Here is an 18934-nt window from a genome sequence, read left to right on the forward strand (position 1 = left end):
ATGCAAACCACCCTCAGCGAACAGTCCCGACGCCTGCCGCGCGCCGCCGAGGCGGAAAAGATCCTCCGCACCTGCGTGCACTGCGGGTTCTGCAACGCGACCTGCCCAACCTATCAATTGCTCGGCGATGAACTCGACGGGCCGCGCGGACGCATCTATCTGATCAAGCAAGTGCTCGAAGGCGCCGCGGCCACCGCGCAGACTCAACTGCATCTGGATCGCTGCCTGTCCTGCCGCAATTGCGAAACCACCTGCCCTTCCGGCGTCGATTATCACAACCTGCTCGACATCGGCCGGGCAGTGGTCGACAAGACCGTGCCGCGCCCTGCCGCCCAACGTCTGTTGCGCGAGGGCTTGCGCGCACTGGCGCCGAATCCCGGCGTGTTCAAGGGCTTGCTGCGGGTCGGCACGACGTTCCGGCCTTTGCTGCCGCGCCTGTTCGAAAGCAAATTGCCGCAGCGCTCGTCAGCATCCGGCTCACGCCCTGCTCCGCGCCATGCGCGGCGGGTGTTGCTGCTTGAAGGTTGCGTGCAACCGGGCCTGTCGCCGAACACCAACGACGCGACAACGCGGGTGCTCGATCGACTGGGGATCAGCGTCACCCCGGTGGCCGAGACCGGTTGCTGTGGCGCACTGGACTATCACCTCGACGCCCAGGCCAAAGGCCTCGACCGCGCCCGGCAGAACATCGATGCCTGGTGGCCGCACCTGGAAAACGGCGCCGAAGCCATCGTGCAGACAGCCAGCGGTTGCGGCGCCTTCATCAAGGATTACGGGCATTTGCTGGCGCAGGATCCGCGCTACGCCGACAAGGCGCGGCAGATCAGCGAACGGACACTGGATCTGGTGCAGATGCTCGCGCAGGAACCTCTGGAGACAGTGTGCGCCGCCAGCCAACGCCGGATCGCCGTGCATTGCCCCTGCACTCTGCAACATGCGCTGAAACTCGGCGGCGCGGTGGAGGCACTGTTGACCCGGCTGGGCTTCAACCTCACGGCGGTGCCGGACGGGCATTTGTGCTGTGGTTCGGCCGGCACCTATTCGCTGACGCAACCGACCCTTGCCCGGCAACTGCGCGACAACCGCCTCAACGCCCTGGAGAGCGATCGCCCGGACCTGATCGTCACCTCCAACATCGGTTGCCAGAATCATCTGGCCGGCGCCGGGCGCACCCAGGTTTTGCACTGGATCGAACTGGTGGATCAGTCGTTGGCAGAATGAAGTTCGTAGGATTCTTCGTTTGCCGCCGTCGGCGAAGGCTGCGATCTTTTCCTCCATCCATTACGTGACCGTGGCAGGAATTTTTTTCATGACCGTGCAGCCTTTCGTCAGCCCCGACCTGATCCGCCAACGCTTCTCCAAAGCGATGTCCGACATGTACCGCGAAGAAGTGCCGCTGTACGGCGCGCTGATGGCACTGGTGGAACAGACCAATCGCGAAGTGCTCGCCGCTCAGCCGGACATCGCACGGCAGCTCGACAGCACCGGTGAAATCGAACGACTGGACATGGAACGCCACGGCGCCATCCGCGTCGGCACGGCTACAGAGCTGGCGACCCTCGCCCGCCTGTTCGCGGTGATGGGCATGCAACCGGTGGGTTATTACGACTTGACCCCAGCGGGTGTGCCGGTGCACTCCACGGCGTTTCGCGCGGTGCATGAGGCTGCGTTGCAGATCAGTCCGTTTAGGGTGTTCACCTCGTTGCTGCGCCTGGAACTGATCGAGGATCCCGAGCTGCGCGCGTTTGCCGAATCGGTGCTGAACCGGCGTTCGATCTTTACCCCTACGGCATTGCGTCTGATCGAGCAGGCTGAGTCAGCTGGCGGGCTGAATGAGGATGAAGCGGCGCAATTCGTCCTACAGGCACTGGAGACCTTTCGCTGGCATCACAGCGCAACCGTCACCGCCGCGCAGTACCAGACCCTCAGCGCCCAGCACCGTTTGATCGCCGATGTGGTGGCGTTCAAAGGCCCGCACATCAATCACCTGACCCCGCGCACCCTGGACATCGACATCGTCCAGGCGCAGATGCCGCTACATGGCATCACCCCGAAAGCAGTGATCGAAGGCCCGCCGCGCCGGCACTGCCCGATCCTTCTGCGCCAAACCAGTTTCAAGGCGCTCGACGAGCCGATTGCCTTCACCGACCAGAGTGACACCCACGGCAGCCACAGCGCGCGTTTCGGCGAGATTGAACAACGCGGTGCGGCGCTGACTCCCAAGGGGCGAGCGCTGTATGACCGTTTGCTGAATGCCGCCCGCGATGAACTCGGTGACTTCCCCAACGAAGGCAACGCCGCACGCTACAACGCGCTGATGACCCAGCACTTTGGCGAATTTCCTGACAGCGTCGACGGCATGCGTGAACAGGGACTGGCGTACTTTCGCTACTTCCCTACGGAAAAAGGCCTGGCAGCGGGTAGCCTCACGTCGGCATCACTGGAGGATTTGCTCCGCGATGGCCATGTGAAAGCTGAACCGTTGGTGTACGAAGATTTCCTGCCGGTGAGTGCCGCGGGGATTTTTCAGTCGAACCTTGGGGATGCCGCGCAGACGCACTATGGCGAACACTCTAACCGTCAGGCGTTTGAACAGGCCTTGGGCCGCGCAACCATTGATGAGCTGGGGTTGTACGCTGAGACGCAGCGACGTTCGATTGAGGAGTGTGTCCAGGTTTTGGGCGTGAAACTGTTCTGACTGTGGCGAGGGAGCTTGCTCCCGCTGGGCTGCGAAGCGGCCCTCGTTTTGGCAGCGCCGCGCACTCCAGCGGGAGCAAGCTCCCTCGCCACAGAATCAAAAGTTGCTTCTAGCGCAACCGCGACAACAGCGCGAACGCCGTCTCCTCCGAAGATGCTGGATTCTGCCCCGTCAGCAACAACCCGTCTTCACGGGTATAGCTCGACCAATCGGCGCCCTTGGAGAAAATCCCGCCCTTGGCCTTGAGCTCATCCTCCACCAGAAACGGCACCACGTCGGTCAGCCCTACCGCCTCCTCTTCGCTGTTGGTGAAACCGGTCACCTGCTTACCGTTGACCAGCGGCTGACCGTCCGCACCTTTGGCATGGCGCAGCACACCAGGCGCATGACACACCGCCGCAACTGGTTTGCCACTGTTGTAAAACGCTTCGATCAATGCAATCGAATGGCGGTCTTCAGCCAGATCCCACAGCGGGCCGTGGCCGCCGGGATAGAACACGGCATCGAAATCAGCAGCCTTCACCGTGTCCAGCTTGACCGTGGAGGACAGTGCCGACTGGGCGGCGGAATCCTTGCGAAAGCGCTCGGTCGCGGCGGTCTGCGCGTCCGGTTCGTCACTCTTCGGGTCCAGCGGTGGCTGGCCACCCTTGGGCGAGGCCAGCGTCAGTTGCGCGCCGGCATCCTTGAACACGTAATACGGCGCGGCGAATTCTTCCAGCCAGAAACCGGTTTTCTTGCCGGTATCACCCAATTGATCGTGGGACGTTAAAACCATCAGGATTTTCATGTCGTTCTCACTCGCTGTGGGGAAGGTGCGGACGCCGTTGGCGCGGTCGTGAGTGATTGACCGTCGCGCAGGGCGAATCGTTTCAAGCGCTCGACGCTGGCACTTGGCCTTACTGCGCAACTTCTTGCGCACTCGCTCGGCGAAAAAGACTGATCATCGCGCTGTAGGCCTTGACTGGCTTGGCTTACAGCCGAGTGCGCAACTTCTTGCGCAGTACTGCGCAAGAAGTTGCGCACTTTCCTCCTCGATACAGCAAAAAACATCGGTCATAACGCAGGCTGGAGCTGCTTCACCCCCGGCTGCCGGGACCTTCGATAAACCTGGCACGCTCCTTGATAACAGTCAGGCACCCACCGGGCGATTTCGCCTCCCGGGCACCCTAAATTTATCCGCAAGGAGAGCACCCCATGGCAACACCAGCGTACATGTCGGTTACCGGCGAAAAACAAGGCCTGATCACTGCCGGCGCCTTCACCGCCGACTCCGTTGGCAACACCTACCAGGAAGGCCACGAAGACCAGGTTATGGTTCAGGCTTTCAGCCACGACGTGATCATCCCGCGTGACCCACAGTCCGGTCAGCCAACCGGTCAGCGCGTTCACAAGCCAGTGATCATCACCAAGGTCTACGACAAGGCTTCGCCTCTGCTGCAAGCTGCTCTGACCTCCGGCGAGCGCATGAGCGAAATCGTTATCCAGTGGTACCGTACTTCTGCTCAAGGTACTCAAGAGCACTACTACACCACCAAACTGGAAGACGCGATCATCGTCGCCATCAACAACAAAATGCACAACTGCCAGGATCCAGGCAACTCGCACTTCACCCACCTGGAAGAAGTGCAGTTCACCTACCGCAAAATCACCTGGACCCACGAAGTATCCGGTACTTCGGGTTCCGATGACTGGCGTGCTCCAGTCGTTTAATTACGGCTGATCGTTACAAGCATCGACCAGCCCTGCTGGTCGATGTTGTTTACGCCCCTCCAGAATTTCGCGTGCGTTGAACCGCCTTGCGGTTGTCGACGAACGCCGCTGTACAGCACGAGGAACAAGGGATGTTCGCGCCGGCCAATGAAACCCACTTTGCCCTGACCATCGAAGGGCTCTCCGCCGATTTTCAGGTATTCACCCTGACCGGCCGGGAAGCCATCAGCCAGCCTTTTGTGTTCGAGGTGGAGCTGGTCAGTGAGCAGCCGTCGCTGGACCTCGAAACCCTGCTGCACAAGCCGGCCTTTCTGCAGTTGTCGCCCGATGGCAGCGGCATCCACGGCCAGATCTACCGCGCCGCGCAAGGTGACTCGGGCAAACGCCTGACCCGTTATTCGGTGACCCTGCGTCCGCAACTTTCGTACCTGGCGCATCGCGTCAACCAGCGGATCTTCCAGAACTTCACGGTGCCGAAAATCATCGGCATGGTTCTCGAAGAGCACGGCATCCAGAGCAACGCCTACGAATTCAAGACCGGTTCGATCTATCCCGAGCGCATCTACTGCGTGCAATACGATGAATCGGACCTGCATTTCATCCAGCGTCTGTGCGAGGAGGAAGGTATTCACTACCACTTCCAGCACAGCGCTACAGCGCACAAGCTCGTCTTCGGCGATGACCAGACGGTGTTCCCGAAACTCAAGCCTGTGGCCTACCAGCAAGACTCCGGCATGGTCGCCAGCAACCCGGTGATCAAGCGTTTCGACCTGCGCCTGGAAACCCGCACCACCCGCACCACGCGCCGCGATTACGACTTCGAAAAACCGCGCCTGACGCTGGAAAGCGAAAACCGCGGCGACGCCCTGCCCGATCTCGAAGACTACGACTACCCGGGCCGCTTCATCGACCGCGAGCGCGGCAAGCACCTGGCCAAACGCGCCCTCGAACGTCACCGCAGCGACTTCCAGCTCGCCGAAGGCAAGAGTGATCAGCCACTGCTGGTCAGCGGCCATTTCCTCGCCCTGACCGAGCACCCGAAGGCCAAGTGGAACGACCTGTGGCTGCTGACCGAAGTCCTGCACGAAGGCAAGCAGCCGCAAGTGCTGGAAGAGTCGGTGACCAGCGACACCACCGCGCTGAAAGACGATTTCCATCAGGGCTATCGCAACCGCTTTCAGGCGACCCCGTGGGACGTGCCGAACCGTCCACCGCTGCGCCACCCGAAACCGCGCATCCTCGGCAGCCAGAGCGCCGTGGTCACCGGCCCGAAAGGTGAAGAGATCCACTGCGACCAGTACGGTCGGGTCAAAGTGCAATTCCACTGGGACCGCGAAGGCCAGGCCGACGACAAAACCAGCTGCTGGCTGCGCGTCTCCAGTGCCTGGGCCGGCGCCCAGTACGGCGGCATCGCCATCCCGCGTATCGGCATGGAAGTACTGGTCACCTTCCTTGAAGGCGACCCCGATCAACCGCTGATCAGCGGCTGCCTGTACCACAAGGAAAACACCGTCCCGTATGAGCTGCCGGCGAACAAGACCCGCAGCACCTTCAAGACCCTGAGTTCGATGGGTGGCGGTGGCTACAACGAACTGCGCATCGAAGACAAGAAAGGTCAGGAGCAGATCTTCCTCCACGCCCAGCGCGACTGGGACGAGAACATCGAGCACGACCAGAAGATCCGCGTCGGCAACGAACGCCACGACACCGTCGAGCAAAACAGCTACACAGAATTCAAGGCCGAAGAACACCACACCGTCTACGAAGACCGCAAAGTCGAAGCCCGCGCCAACGACCACCTGACCGTGGGCGTCAACCAGCACATCAAGATCGGCACCGGCCAGTTCATCGACGCCGGCCAGGAAATCCACCTGAGCAGCGGCATGAAAGTCGTGCTCGAAGCCGGGGCCGAGCTGACCCTGGTCGGCGGCGGCAGCTTCATCAAGATCGACGCCGGCGGCGTGACCATGAGCGGCCCGACGATCAACATCAACTCCGGCGGCAGCCCCGGCAGCGGCACCGGCGCCGCCCCGCTGATGCCCGGCATCCTCAAACAGGCCGACGCCGACAAGGCCGGCCAAGTCCTGACCCCGGCCCAGATCAACACCCTCAAACGCAACGCGCCGTTCTGCGAAGAATGCGAAAAATGCAAGGCAGGTGCCTGTGCCATCTGATCGACTGACACCCAAGGACTGGCTGGCACAACAGCCGCTGCAGACTGGCGAGCGCCTGTATCTGGTCATCAGTGCGGCGAGTGATGCCGACGCGCTGAAAACCCTGTACCTGACCGAACCCACCGCCCAGCTCCTGCCGATCTGGGGCGGCACGCCCTACTCCACCTGGCAACCGGTGATGCCCTACGTCACCGAACTCAAACCGAACTCGGCATTCCTGCCGTGGATCGCCGAAACCGACGCCCTCGACTGGGGCTGGCTGGCGGTCTCACGCGCCGAACCGAACGAGGTGTTCGAACACCTGCGCAGCCTGACCCAGGTGAAGATGCCGGACGGAACTGAGGTGTTTTTCCGGTTCTGGGATGGGCGGCATATCTACCCGATTCTGAAGGGGCTTGGGGAGAAGGCTGGGGAAGTAATGCCGATGTTTGAGCGGTATCTGATTAATGGGCAGACGCTGGAGGTTGGGACACGGGTGTTGCCGAAGGTGAAGGATTGGCCGTGGTGGGAGGTGCCGAAGGATTTGCTGGATGGCTTAGCCAAGGACAACCCGACGACACTGATCCGCAACCTTATGCAGTGGCTGGAAGAAGACCGCCCGGACATTTACAACGCTTGGCCTGAGAACAACCTGAAGCTGAAAGTCAGCCGTTTCGTGCGCCGCCCGGATGCGCCGAAAAACCTTAAAGAAGCACTGTTAAACCACCTGATTCTGGAGCAAGGCTGATGGATCGCGTTGCCTTTGTTGATAAACAACTCTCTACCTTCCCGGACAGTTTGAAGGACTACCGAGAACTGACTGAAAGCAAATATGCGGAATGGCTGGACAAGGGGCCTCAATTTCTCGATAGACCAGCATTTTTTGGGTTGAGCAGATCCATCAAGCTCGGGAGCGCGAACGCTACTGTCAGTGTGAAAGACGATGAGTTCGAATCCACGGTTGCACAGTGCCCCAAGGATGGCAGACTGCTGATCGAAAGTAAGTTTGTCTCCGTCAACGACATTCCCGTTGGCAATATAACGGTCGAGGTCACTCCCAAAGAAGGCGGCACAGCAACTTCTATCACTCTCGATGCTGATGGAAAAGGTGTTTACAAGGGCTTACCAGGAAAAAAATACTTCGTTCGGGTACAAAGCTCAGTAACAAAAAATCAGCTAAATCAGCTATTTAGCTCCTACGACGGGTTCACCGCACAGTTAAAAGACTGGCTCGACTTAGAATGGAGAAAATACAGACCACTTTGGCCGAAGGAAACACTTGCCTCCCCCTACCTCGCCCAGATGAAGGGAACGCTCATTGGAAGTTGGGAGGCGATCAAGGCAGCATTTGACGGCATTAAGCGAATCTTTGAGATCCTGAAGGATCCGAAACAATTCGAAAAGGAATTGGGAGAAAGCGCGAGCGATTTGTTGAGACTAGCGAAAGAAACACCAGCGATGATGGAAAAGCTGATGTTGCTAGCCAGCGACCAAGCGGCACTTTTTCTTATTCTGAAGGCGTCAGGAATCTGGCTACTACAACTCCCTCCCAGCGTAATATCCGGAAAAACCGCAGAACAAATATCTAGCGCCATCGTAACTATTTTAATAGATATTCTTCTGGCGATCGTTCTCACGTTCGCTGCAGAGGGCTCAGGTATTGCCTACCTCGGCGTGCGCTTGGTTAACTACGGTGCAAGAGTTATCGAAGCTGTCTCTGGGTTTGTAAAATCCATATTCAGTATTGTTAAAAAGTTCATGGAAGCGATCGAGCACTACAAAAAACTCGCTACAAGGGCGATCGCTGGGACTTTTGAAAAGGGCAAGGTCAAACTTGGCTGGGACCGACAAGACCATGCAAAAGTTGGCAGTTCAGAGCATGTTGATGACAAATCAAAACAGTCAACCAACCACGACGATAAAAACGTCGCCTGCACCAGGGAAACTTGTGTTAACGGCTGCCCAGTATCGATGGTTACAGGGGAGGAACTGCTAACGCTTACTGACGGCCAGTTAAATGGACTGTTTCCATTCGAATGGACCCGCCTATATCGTACTAGCGCAGCAGAAGTAGACTGTGGACTAGGCTACGGGTGGAGTCACGCTCTTGCGCAGCGAGTCCAAGTGAATGACGACGGGATTGTCTGGACAGATCATGAAAATCGCATCACCAACTTTCCGCTTCCTAGCGAACAACGGTCAGCAATAACCAATAGCCTAGCAAAAGCGGCTATCTTTATTGGTGATGATCCATCTGAACTCATTCTGACCCAGGCAGGCGAGCGCCCGCTGTTCTATCACTTCAGGTACAACAGCGAAGGCGCAACACTTATTGCAATTACTGACCGGTATCGTAATCGGCTTCATATTACTCGCGATATTCATGGACGAATCAAACGTGTAGATAACGGTGCGGGACGAGCATTATTAATTCGCTATGATCGCAAGCATATTGTATCTGTCGATTATCAGCAGTTCATCCCTGCAGACAACCTGGAAGATGCTTGGGCCACCATTCAAACACTTGTCACTTATCGATACGACGAGCACAGTCGCCTCGTGGAAGCGAAAAACGCCGCGGGTGAAAGTGAGCTTTATTCCTATAACCACCAAAACGTAATTCTCGAAAGGCAACTAGCTGGTGGTGCGAGCTTCTTCTGGGAATGGGAGAACGAAGGAAAATCCTCTCGATGCATCCATCATTGGGCAAACTTTACACAGATGGATGCCCGCTATACTTGGGACGATAATGGAAGCGTCACTGTTACTAACGCTGATGGCAGTGAGGAAATCTACACTCATGACGATCACGCCAGACTCATCAGCAAAGTCGAACCGGGTGGAGCGGAACACAGCAACATCTACGACGAAAAGGGCCGTCTTGTTGCCGAAAAGAATCCATTAGGCGCAATCACGGAATACCAGTACAACGACGCGGGTCGATTGGAAGCAGTAATTCCGCCAGAGGACACACCTACACTTTACGACTACAAATTCGGCTTTGTGTCCGAAGTTCGTCGTGGCGATGCGATCTGGAAATATATACGAAACAAACAAGGTGATATCACTCAACAAATTGATCCCGACGGTAATTCAACGTATTACTCTTACGATGATCAAGGTCGTCTTTTAGAGATTCTAAACCAGGATGGCAGCCGCCATAGGTTAGGTTGGAACAACCTCGGCGAATTGCTTGAAGAGCAGTTACCGGATGGTGGGAAACGTAAATACCGTTACGATGCACTTGGGCGGCAAATCACTCGCCAAGATGAAACGGGCGCCATTACTCAATACCAATGGGATGCCGTTGACCGTCTGATTCAGGTGATCCTACCCGGTGGCGCCAGCCGTGCCTTCACCTATAACCCGTATGGTCGCGTCACCGCCGAGCGAGACGAACTTGGGCGCATTACCCAGTACGAATATGCTGACAACCTGCATCTTGTCAGTCGTCGCATCAATCCGGACGGCAGCCAACTGCGCTACCGCTACGACAATGCGGGACTGCTGCTTACCGAAATAGAGAACGAGCGCGGCGAGCAATATCACCTCGACTACTACGCCAACGGCCTGATCCAACAGGAAACCGGCTTCGACGGTCGTCGCACTGCCTACGAGTACGACCTCAACAGCCAGTTGGTCAAGAAAACCGAATTCGGCGATGACGGCAGCGAACTCGTTACCGAATACCAGCGCGATGCTTCTGGCCGCCTGTTGGTAAAAATCCTCGCCGATGGCGAAGAGATTCACTACAGCTACGACGGACTGGGTCGTCTGGTAAATGTCGACGACGGCAATTGGCCACTCGCCTACGAATACGATGTGCAAGATCGCCTGATCACTGAACACCAAGGCTGGGGCACCACACGTTACGAATATGACAGCGTCGGCCAACTGAACCACTGCCGCCTGCCCGATGGCAGCAAACTTGACTACCGTCACCTGCCCGGCGGACGTCTGAGCAGCATCGACCTCAATGGCTCTCGCCTGACCGCTCACCAGTTCAGCGCCGGACGCGAACAGCAACGCCAACAAGGTCTGCTGCTCAGCCAATACCAGTACGATGAGCAGGGTCGCTTGCAAGCCCACACAGTCGGCCAGCGAGACAAGAACCTGTTTCAGCGTCGATACAACTACGACGCCAACGGCAATCTCGCCGGTATCGATGACAGCCGCAAAGGCAAGCGCAGCTACCACTACGACCCGCTCGACCGACTCATCAGCGTGCGCGGCGCCACACCGGAAAGCTTCGCCCATGATCCGGCCGGTAACCTGCTGGGTCAAAACAACGAAGGCACAGCGAACCTGGCCAACGTCAAAGGCAACCGCCTGCTGATGCAGGGCGACCGCCATTACGACTACGATGCCTACGGCAACCTGATCCGCGAACGCCGTGGTGCCGGCCAGAAACTCGTCACCGAATACCGCTACGACTGCCAGCACCGCCTCATCGGCGTCAGCCTGCCGGGCGGCAGTACCGCATCCTACAAATACGACGCCTTTGGTCGCCGTATCGAAAAAACCGTCGACGGCCACACTACCGAGTTTCTGTGGCAAGGCGAACGATTGATCGCTGAAAGCGCGGAAAACCGCTACCGCAGCTACATTTACGAACCTGGCAGCTTCCGCCCTCTGGCAATGCTCGACGGCGAAGGTCCACGCAAAGCTACGCCGTTCTACTATCAGCTTGATCACCTCGGCACGCCGCAAGAACTCACAGATTACAGCGGCGAGATCATGTGGTCGGCGAAGTACCGCGCCTACGGTAATCTCGCCGCGCTGGACGTCAGCGAGATTGATAATCCGCTGCGCTTCCAAGGTCAGTACTTCGATGCCGAGACGGGGTTACATTACAACCGGCACCGCTACTACAATCCGGGTACTGGGCGTTTTTTGACGCCGGATCCGATCAAGCTCGCGGGTGGGTTGAACAACTATCAGTACGTGCCTAATCCTACGGGTTGGGTGGATCCGCTTGGTCTGAGTACTTGTCCAGGCGGCGAGAATTGTACGCCTGGAGTGGGGGCTGACGATGCTGCAACAAAACCACAAGTAAATGAGGGCGATCAAAAAGCACCTGAGACAGGAGGCGCAGCTCGAGCTGCTCAATACTCTGCAAATTGGCCTAAAGCAAATTTAAATAATGCTGTGGAAAAATTCGCCGGCAACAATCCTATAATCAGCACCACTGATAAGGGTAAGAAAATATACAAAAACCCTCAAAACGGAGTAGAAGTAGTAGAAGACATGAATGGAAACTATTTTAGAGTTTACGACCCCTCACTTCCCGGAAAACGTAAATATCTGAACCTTGACGGAATTGTACCTAGCAACAAAACGCTTCCGAACGGAAAGCAAACAGGCAGATCGCAAAGCGAATACAACGAAGTTACGCACTTTAACAAGGAACCATAGAAGTGAAAACAATTTCAGTGCCAGTAACCGTGGAAGCAATGAATCGATTAGACTTTGATGAATGTTTACCGGGAGATCTGGAAGAAATTTTTCTTTCCGAAGATGAATTCTCAACCCTTGTAAAGACCGGAGCAATTGAAAAAATCAACTCAACACTAGGAATACTTATAGACGAGTACGAAGACGAAAAAATACAAGGAATCTCAGAATTACAAACATCTCTCAACATATTTCAAGAAGCATTAAAAACCACCAACACTGAAATAATAAACAAAATCTTAAAGCTTAATGAATCAGCAATAAAACATAATACTGGATTGTTTTTTTACTTCTGAGTTTTTCCCAGAAATATATAAACTGATAAAAACTACAAATCCATATTTAATACTCAACTCAAAGAATATCGAAAAAAACCACTCTTTATTCGATAAAAATGGCAACTCAATATAACTGAATGACATAAACACATAAACACTTTCAATTTATAAAAAATAATGGATTTCTATTTCTGGTGAAATCACTCACCAAGAAACTGAGCATACCTATACTGCTTCAGCTTGCCACTTTTTGATCAAAAGGGATTGAACGCCCTCCCTTTGGCCTTCTTTTCAGAAAATAAATCCGCCCCCTTTTTCATTGAAAAATTTCGATGACTGGGAAAAGCTTCAATGAAGACCACTTTTGAAACTGCTTTAGACCTTCACGAAATATCTGATTTCTTTAAAGGAAATGGACAATATTTTGCTCGAGGCTCCGACTGGGGAAAACATCTTTTTATTAGCAACTGGTAGGAAATGTGCGGCGTTTTAAAAAATCAGAAAGAGCCGCACAAAATTTACTCACATCGATATTTGAAGATTACGCAAAATATTTTAAGGAAGATTATTCAGATGCCGAAGGATTATTCTCCAATATAAGCGCCTACTACACACTTAAAAATAAAATAGCCTTTTTATCGAGAAATAGTTACGACTTAATCGAAAGTCTTGACGAGAGAAGCAAGAAAAATATAGGAAAACTATTTCGTCTGCTTAGGCAACAGTACGATTTAAAAAACAAAGATCTGCCAAAGTACACATTTGATGAGAAAATCAAACGATTAAAGCTCAAGGGATGCACTCTTAATCTTGAACAGCTTTGAAAAAACATGCAGATCACGACTTCGGCACAGCTGATGATGGCCATTAAAGAATTCAAAGTCTAAAAACTCTGCTACTCCCATAAAAATATCGCATTAAAATTAGCGACCACCCGACACGATAGAAAAACGAATAAAGGGCACAGATTTTTTGTGTAGGCAGCCCAAAAAAGCAATCAAAATAAATCTGTTCCCTTCCACTTTGAAAAATAATCCGAATTTATTGGCCAAATCGGTTCTAGGGTCGAAAAATGACAACCCAGAAATGTATCCCACGAAGTGTATGGTTTGGGCTCGACGGAACAGGCTACAACAACATTGCGCAAGAGCTAGAATCCGAAAACCCTTCACTAAGAAAATGGATTTCAGTATACGCCATTTACAAAAACCCCTTTACCAATGATCCATATAACCATTATGACTTCATCCATCAATCAAAAAATTTCCGATATGCAACAGTGATATTTACAATCTCAACCGAAACACTTGAAACAAGTGACGGCGTGGACGACCGAGACATCAATATCTTAAAAATAGAAACCATGAACTCTGAAGCGGAAATCAACGCCTTTCTTGAAAAGCTTAACGTCGATCCAGAACTTTTCATTACTCCATGGCGGTGTGAATATCCTCTCTAGTTGCTGAACTGCAATGAGGGAAGGGGCGGATTGTTTTCGTTGAAGGAAATAAATCTGCCCCCTTTTCAGCCCCATTTTCACGCAAACAAATACATAAAAATCACTAAAAACAAAAAATTAATTAGGTCTAAGAATAGCTTTATAAACAAAACTCAACCCAAAACACCATAAAACAAATGATGGCAACCAAATCGATTCAAAAAAAACTTGATCAATTTTTTATCGAGAGAGCAAAATGAATTTTTCAATTGACATTACAGAATCCTTTGGCGCTATCGACTTCGATAATGCAGGCGGACTTATCTCGTATATAAACATACCTCCAAACGAAAATATTCAAGAAAAATTCCAACTAGAACTATTTAATTTTGTCCTTAACTTAATAGAAAAATCGGCAGTTTCTTCAATAAAAAACCAGAACCCAAGCTTTCTAGAAAAGATGGACGAGGACGGTTTCCTGGTCATTAAGCAAGCCATCATTACATTTGAAAAAATAAAAGGTCACGAAAAATTAATACGCTTATTAAACCAGGACAGTGGCTACTTGACGCACGAATCTTACGGCCCAAAATTAGAGAACAAAGATAAAATATACGATATCGGCGGAAGATCATTCTCAACTCCTGAATTATTAATCAACCTTGCCATCATCTCCCCAAAAAAAGTAACCCTCGACTTCACTGCTTCAAACCACACTTATATACCCACATATGACGAACTTCAGAAATCAGTAGGGATATTAAACTCACAGGCAAATCGCGTTCAACCTGAAATTCAGGGTATTTTCGATATTAGCTTTAGCAATTTGTATACCATATGCGATTTTGATGCAGGCTATCGATTGCACTCAATATGAAATAGTGACGAATCGGGAAAAAGAAAAATTGTTCAGAATTCCTTGCAGAGATTTTCAATCAAAGAAGCACTCTAGAAAATTGGCCAACATAAAAGAGTTGCAGTGCACACAACAAAAACCTCTACCGCTCGATAGAGCTTTCAAAACAATGAAACAAAATACTTTCCGAAATATGAACAATGAAACTAGAACCCTGCCTCGACATATTACCTTCACTATTACTTCCTATTGAGACAAAAGGGGACAGTTTTATTATTTATGACGACCCAAAAGACATTGAAAAAAAATCTGGCCCCTTGTGCCTCTTTTACCTTCGATGACACTAGGACCTGAAAGGTCCCCGGCACCAAAGAACACTACCCCTTCAAGGAAAAAAAATGAAAACCTGGAATGAACTTGATGGCAACACCTTATTCAATAGAGTATTCACCAAACCTATTAAAATTAGCACGATAAAGTTATTCCAAATAACAATCGACAACAACAGACCTAACATAACCTTCGAATTCGATATCCCAGAAATCCCCGACTCCGCACCTGAAAAATGGATAAAGATGGGATTCAACACTTGCCGCATTGGCTTGAGCTGCAACGGAGTCAAGGAATTACTCTTAAAAAACATACCTACTCGAGAGAGCCTCACTATCAAAATAGAGAAGATTGACGAGTACTTTTTAATCCGTGCAGAAAATGAAAACTCTCTATTGGAGTTCAAAACAAAATACCCATTACTTTGCGGCCCTTCGGTTTACATGAGCACCCATGAATAAACATCAAATCACACTCGCCAATAACTGGATCGCCACCTTCGAAAACAACGGTGAATTCCGCATGGGAGCCGAAGGCTGGAGCTTGCTCCTGCAAGGACCTGACGGCAGAAATATCAATTACTTCGCGGACAAGATCATTTTGGTCAACGATGACGACGGCACCCAGGCTAATTCGTGCATTCGTCTATCCAGCGACGGTGTCTACGGTTATTTGAGCACAGCCGTTGACAGCTGCTGGGTGATCGATTTCTCGCGGTGCATGATCGCCCCGCACCGAGTGAGCATCCATCACTACCATGACGCCTATGACGAAAGCGTGGCAGCTTACGAACAACCCGCCTTCAAGCGTGTGAGGCAATACATCAGTGTGGTTGGAAGGCACATCTATCTGACCTTCCCGCTGACCAAAGATGAAGACTTCCCCAAGGTATGGGAAGAGTATCTATCCATACGCAAACGCCAACTGGATGAGCTCTATTTCAGAAACTGATCAGTGGGCGCCAATATCATCGTAGCTATTTGTGCGCCCTACCCGATCAACTCGTCCATCACCTCATACTTAACCACCACCCGATTCCGACACAATCTCACCCTCTCCACCAATTCCCCCACCTGCCCCTTCTCCCGCACTTCCCGCCAGATCTCATTCTCCCGATACACCCGCTCTCCCTCCCGTACAAACCGGTGCCCTTCCTGAAACACGTGATACCGATACTCCCGCACTCGATCGCACAACAACTCCCCCTCCAGCTGCGTGTCCCCCACGTTCAACTTGAACTGAAAACTCCGATCCGTCGGGTTGTGCAATACCAGGTCAACGTAGTTGTAGAAAATCGCCGCGCCGGAACCGAATGGCAGTACTCGCCCCTCGTCCGGGAATGGGTCGAAGCTGTGGTTGGAGCGTTCAACGACTATCAGCGGTGAGTGGATCGCCATCCAGTGGATCAGGTTACTCAGTTGGCAGATTCCGCCGCCGATACCGCGTCGCGCTTCGCCGAAGGAGAGTTCCATGCCTTCGACGTAGCCGCGTTTGCGGGTTGGGCGGCCGACGAGGCGGCAGAAGGAGAAGTGTTCGCCGGGGGCGATGATGAGGCCGTCGATGGCGGCGACGGCGAGTTTCAGGTTGATGACTTTGTTGTGTTGCAGGGCGAGGTCGGAGTCGCCGAGTTTGCGGATGAGTCTCGAGGTGTGTTTGAGGTAGCGGAATGGCAGGCGATCAGCGCCGGCAACCAGGCGTGCGTAGCGTTTGCTGGAGCAGTGCCAGGCGATCTGGCGGAACAGTCTTTTTTGCCACACGCGCAGCCAATACAGGGCCGGGTGGTAGAGGGAAAGTGGTTTCATCCGTGAGGCGACGGCAGGTGCCGCTTCTTCCTTGAAGCATCTGAGGGGCGCGCAGTTTAGCCTGTGGGACGGCTTGCGTCGTGCGCGAGATGTCATGCCTCGAAACACCTCGCCTCACCTCCTGAACGGCAAATTAAGCTTCAACTAAGCTTGCGTCGCTAGCATCCCGGCCCGAGAGACACCTGTCGCCGATCAACCGCGGATGAGCTTCCCGAAATGAGCCAGTTTGATTTACCAGCCGTTACGCAGCCGAATTTCAGTCTTGTATTGGTAAATTACAAAACCCCGGACATCACCCGGATGTGCCTGGAGTTGTTGCGTCAGCATGTTCAGGCGCAGCGCATTCCGGTTTGGGTGGTGGACAATGATTCGGCGGATGCCAGTCTGGATTATTTGCGTTCGCTGGACTGGATCAACCTGATCGAACGTCCCTCCCCCGGCAAAGAAGCGGGACATATTGCGCATGGCAAGGCGCTGGATCTGGCGCTGGAAAAAGTTGAAACCGACTATCTGTTTCTGCTGCACACCGACACCTTTGTCTACGACAAGGAAGTCTTTGCAATGATGCTGCGTGAGTGCATAAAGTCTGCGGACGTCGCCGCAGTCGGGTGTGTCGAACAAATCAATCGTGGGATTGTGAGAGACACCTGGCGGTTAACTTCGCGATTTTGCAAACACTATATTCGCCGGGCGAAAACTGCGTTGGGTTTGCGCAGTAAAGAGCCGAAACCTTATCGGGAAACTCACCTGAAGAGTTTCTGCACTTTGTGGAACGCCAAGTTGATGAAGTCTCGCGGACTGCACTTTTGCATGGATGACCGGGTGCCCGGTTATACCCTGCAGGATCGAATGACAGCGTTGGGCTACGGCATCAAGCTGTTGGCGCCGCGCAAGATTTTCCGCTATCTGGATCACATCCAGGCAGGAACCGTCTCAGCTGCTGGAACCTACGGCAAAAACCACCGCCGCACCAAGATGTATGAAGCCACGCTCAAACGCTTTGAGGGGCAGGCATCGGCATAATCGCGAACAGAAAAAAGGGCGACTTGAAAGTCGCCCTTTTTTTATCTGAAATTGTATACATCCGCTCCGAAGAGGTGTTCGCCCAGTGTAATGGCCTGGCAATCCATGCACCGGTAAAGAGCCCTGACACTGGGCGAACGGGAAGGATTTTAATAGAAGTTGGCGGATATGTCGTCATACATAAAGGTAAATTTTATGTACGAAAAAGTTAATAGATATTTATCGACGAAATCCTTTCACGAAACTTTCAAAGCACGGCTCAACTCCTTTCAGATGATTGTTCTCATACAATAATCTGTACAAGAACAACCATCTTGTAGAGTTAATACTCAGCTTTCATGCTGACTGGTCACTTTTAATACATCGGTATAAGTGACAACTACGCTCTGCCCGACTTTCAGATCTTTCAGCTTGGCTTGAATTTCAGGCTTTTTAACGTCGAGGATTTTCGACTGGCCCGCCGGATTTTCCAGGGTCACCTGATTTTGCTTCAAATCAATTTTGGTGATTTTCAGTTGCACCTGAATCTGCCGGTAGGCCTCGCCGCCCGGGTTTTCAGTGCCGGGAGCGTTGCGCAGCTCGCCGCTACGCTCGACCGTGCCAGGCAGACCTTTATCCACATCGGTATCGAGGTAGGCCGCCACGGAACGCTGCACTTCGACTTTGACCAGGTCACCGACCTTGAGGTTGGCGAGGTTTTTCGCCTTGTCACTTAGCTGAACGTGAACCTGACGACCTTCGGCGCCTTCCAGCACGACCTGGTGGTTGGCCGCATCGACGGCCAGCACTTTGGTCGTGACTTGATCGGCTTCGACAGTGGCAGACAGCGGAATATCGGCCGCCATTGCGCCGAAGCTGGTGGCGGACAGAACGGTTGCGAGGGTGATGGCCTTGGCCAGAGCATGGAGCTTCATAAGCGGTACTTTCCCTGTAATGAATGGCAGCAACCGGCGCCAACGCGTGTTTGGCGCCGAATGTGCCACTGAGCATAGACGCTGTTCAGGGCTTGGCTTTGGTTTCTGACGCGGCGGTCTCCTGCGCGGTGGATTCGCCACTGGCGGTGCCCTTGCCGCTGTCCTCGCGCTGTTTGGGGTCGGTCGGGCGCAGGGCGTCGTTGTCGCGCTCGGTTTCTCCCAGTGGCCGGGGTTCGTCGGGGTGTTCGCTGGGGGATACGGGTTTCATGGCGGGTCTC

At 53.2% G+C, this 18934-nt stretch carries 17 protein-coding genes; 13 read left to right on the top strand and 4 right to left on the bottom strand.

What is annotated here, in order from left to right; all coding sequences use genetic code 11:
- Together glcF and V9L13_RS10405 are read left to right on the top strand one after the other, a co-directional pair.
- Positions 1-1221, top strand: coding sequence for a glycolate oxidase subunit GlcF (gene glcF, locus V9L13_RS10400; RefSeq protein WP_338802440.1), 1221 nt, complete (start codon positions 1-3; stop codon positions 1219-1221).
- 88 nt (positions 1222-1309) lie between these two features.
- Positions 1310-2698 (top strand): VOC family protein, encoded by a 1389-nt coding sequence (locus tag V9L13_RS10405; RefSeq protein WP_338802441.1) that lies wholly within the window; start codon positions 1310-1312, stop codon positions 2696-2698.
- Between the two features lie 109 nt (positions 2699-2807).
- Here the strand turns inward: V9L13_RS10405 and V9L13_RS10410 are convergent, their stop codons facing one another.
- Positions 2808-3485: a type 1 glutamine amidotransferase domain-containing protein gene (locus V9L13_RS10410; RefSeq protein ID WP_338802442.1), complete on the bottom strand. Its 678-nt coding sequence runs from the start codon at positions 3483-3485 to the stop codon at positions 2808-2810.
- A 407-nt stretch (positions 3486-3892) separates the two neighbouring features.
- Between V9L13_RS10410 and V9L13_RS10415 the strand changes: the two genes are divergently transcribed.
- The 10 genes from V9L13_RS10415 to V9L13_RS10460 all read left to right on the top strand — a co-directional run bounded on the left by V9L13_RS10415 (position 3893) and on the right by V9L13_RS10460 (position 15868).
- Positions 3893-4408: an Hcp family type VI secretion system effector gene (locus tag V9L13_RS10415; RefSeq protein WP_003226246.1), complete on the top strand. Its 516-nt coding sequence runs from the start codon at positions 3893-3895 to the stop codon at positions 4406-4408.
- A gap of 131 nt (positions 4409-4539) precedes the next feature.
- Positions 4540-6582 (top strand): type VI secretion system tip protein TssI/VgrG, encoded by a 2043-nt coding sequence (gene tssI / locus V9L13_RS10420; protein ID WP_338802443.1) that lies wholly within the window; start codon positions 4540-4542, stop codon positions 6580-6582.
- Positions 6572-7309: a DUF4123 domain-containing protein gene (locus V9L13_RS10425; RefSeq protein WP_338802444.1), complete on the top strand. Its 738-nt coding sequence runs from the start codon at positions 6572-6574 to the stop codon at positions 7307-7309. Before tssI ends, V9L13_RS10425 begins: the two co-directional genes overlap by 11 nt.
- On the top strand, positions 7309-11976 hold the full coding sequence (locus tag V9L13_RS10430) for an RHS repeat-associated core domain-containing protein (protein WP_338802445.1): 4668 nt from the start codon (positions 7309-7311) through the stop codon (positions 11974-11976). Before V9L13_RS10425 ends, V9L13_RS10430 begins: the two co-directional genes overlap by 1 nt.
- A 2-nt stretch (positions 11977-11978) precedes the next feature.
- Entirely contained in the window at positions 11979-12311 is a 333-nt protein-coding gene (locus V9L13_RS10435) for a hypothetical protein (protein ID WP_045122541.1), read from the top strand.
- 461 nt (positions 12312-12772) lie between these two features.
- Positions 12773-13117, top strand: coding sequence for a hypothetical protein (locus V9L13_RS10440; protein ID WP_338802446.1), 345 nt, complete (start codon positions 12773-12775; stop codon positions 13115-13117).
- Positions 13118-13365: 248 nt separating this feature from the next.
- Entirely contained in the window at positions 13366-13752 is a 387-nt protein-coding gene (locus tag V9L13_RS10445; protein WP_338802447.1) for a hypothetical protein, read from the top strand.
- A 235-nt stretch (positions 13753-13987) separates the two neighbouring features.
- Positions 13988-14608: a hypothetical protein gene (locus V9L13_RS10450; protein ID WP_338802448.1), complete on the top strand. Its 621-nt coding sequence runs from the start codon at positions 13988-13990 to the stop codon at positions 14606-14608.
- Positions 14609-14985: 377 nt separating this feature from the next.
- Positions 14986-15378 (top strand): Imm50 family immunity protein, encoded by a 393-nt coding sequence (locus V9L13_RS10455; protein ID WP_134786774.1) that lies wholly within the window; start codon positions 14986-14988, stop codon positions 15376-15378.
- Positions 15371-15868 carry a hypothetical protein gene (locus tag V9L13_RS10460; RefSeq protein ID WP_003226260.1) on the top strand — a complete coding sequence of 166 codons (498 nt, stop codon included), beginning with the start codon at positions 15371-15373 and terminating at the stop codon, positions 15866-15868. The genes V9L13_RS10455 and V9L13_RS10460 overlap by 8 nt, the downstream gene beginning before the upstream one ends.
- 38 nt (positions 15869-15906) lie before the next feature.
- Here V9L13_RS10460 and V9L13_RS10465 read toward each other — a convergent pair whose 3' ends face one another.
- Positions 15907-16719, bottom strand: a complete 813-nt coding sequence (locus V9L13_RS10465; protein WP_338802449.1) for a VanW family protein — start codon at positions 16717-16719, stop codon at positions 15907-15909.
- 216 nt (positions 16720-16935) lie between these two features.
- Between V9L13_RS10465 and V9L13_RS10470 the strand changes: the two genes are divergently transcribed.
- Positions 16936-17742, top strand: a complete 807-nt coding sequence (locus V9L13_RS10470) for a glycosyltransferase (protein ID WP_338802450.1) — start codon at positions 16936-16938, stop codon at positions 17740-17742.
- A gap of 329 nt (positions 17743-18071) precedes the next feature.
- Here the strand turns inward: V9L13_RS10470 and V9L13_RS10475 are convergent, their stop codons facing one another.
- Together V9L13_RS10475 and V9L13_RS10480 are read right to left on the bottom strand one after the other, a co-directional pair.
- Positions 18072-18656, bottom strand: coding sequence for a hypothetical protein (locus V9L13_RS10475; RefSeq protein WP_003226266.1), 585 nt, complete (start codon positions 18654-18656; stop codon positions 18072-18074).
- 85 nt (positions 18657-18741) lie between these two features.
- A complete protein-coding gene (locus tag V9L13_RS10480) occupies positions 18742-18924 on the bottom strand; it encodes a hypothetical protein (RefSeq protein WP_338802451.1) in 183 nt (60 codons plus the stop codon).
- Positions 18925-18934 lie beyond the last annotated feature (10 nt).

Source organism: Pseudomonas sp. RSB 5.4 (assembly GCF_037126175.1).
Lineage (GTDB): Bacteria > Pseudomonadota > Gammaproteobacteria > Pseudomonadales > Pseudomonadaceae > Aquipseudomonas > Aquipseudomonas fluorescens_H.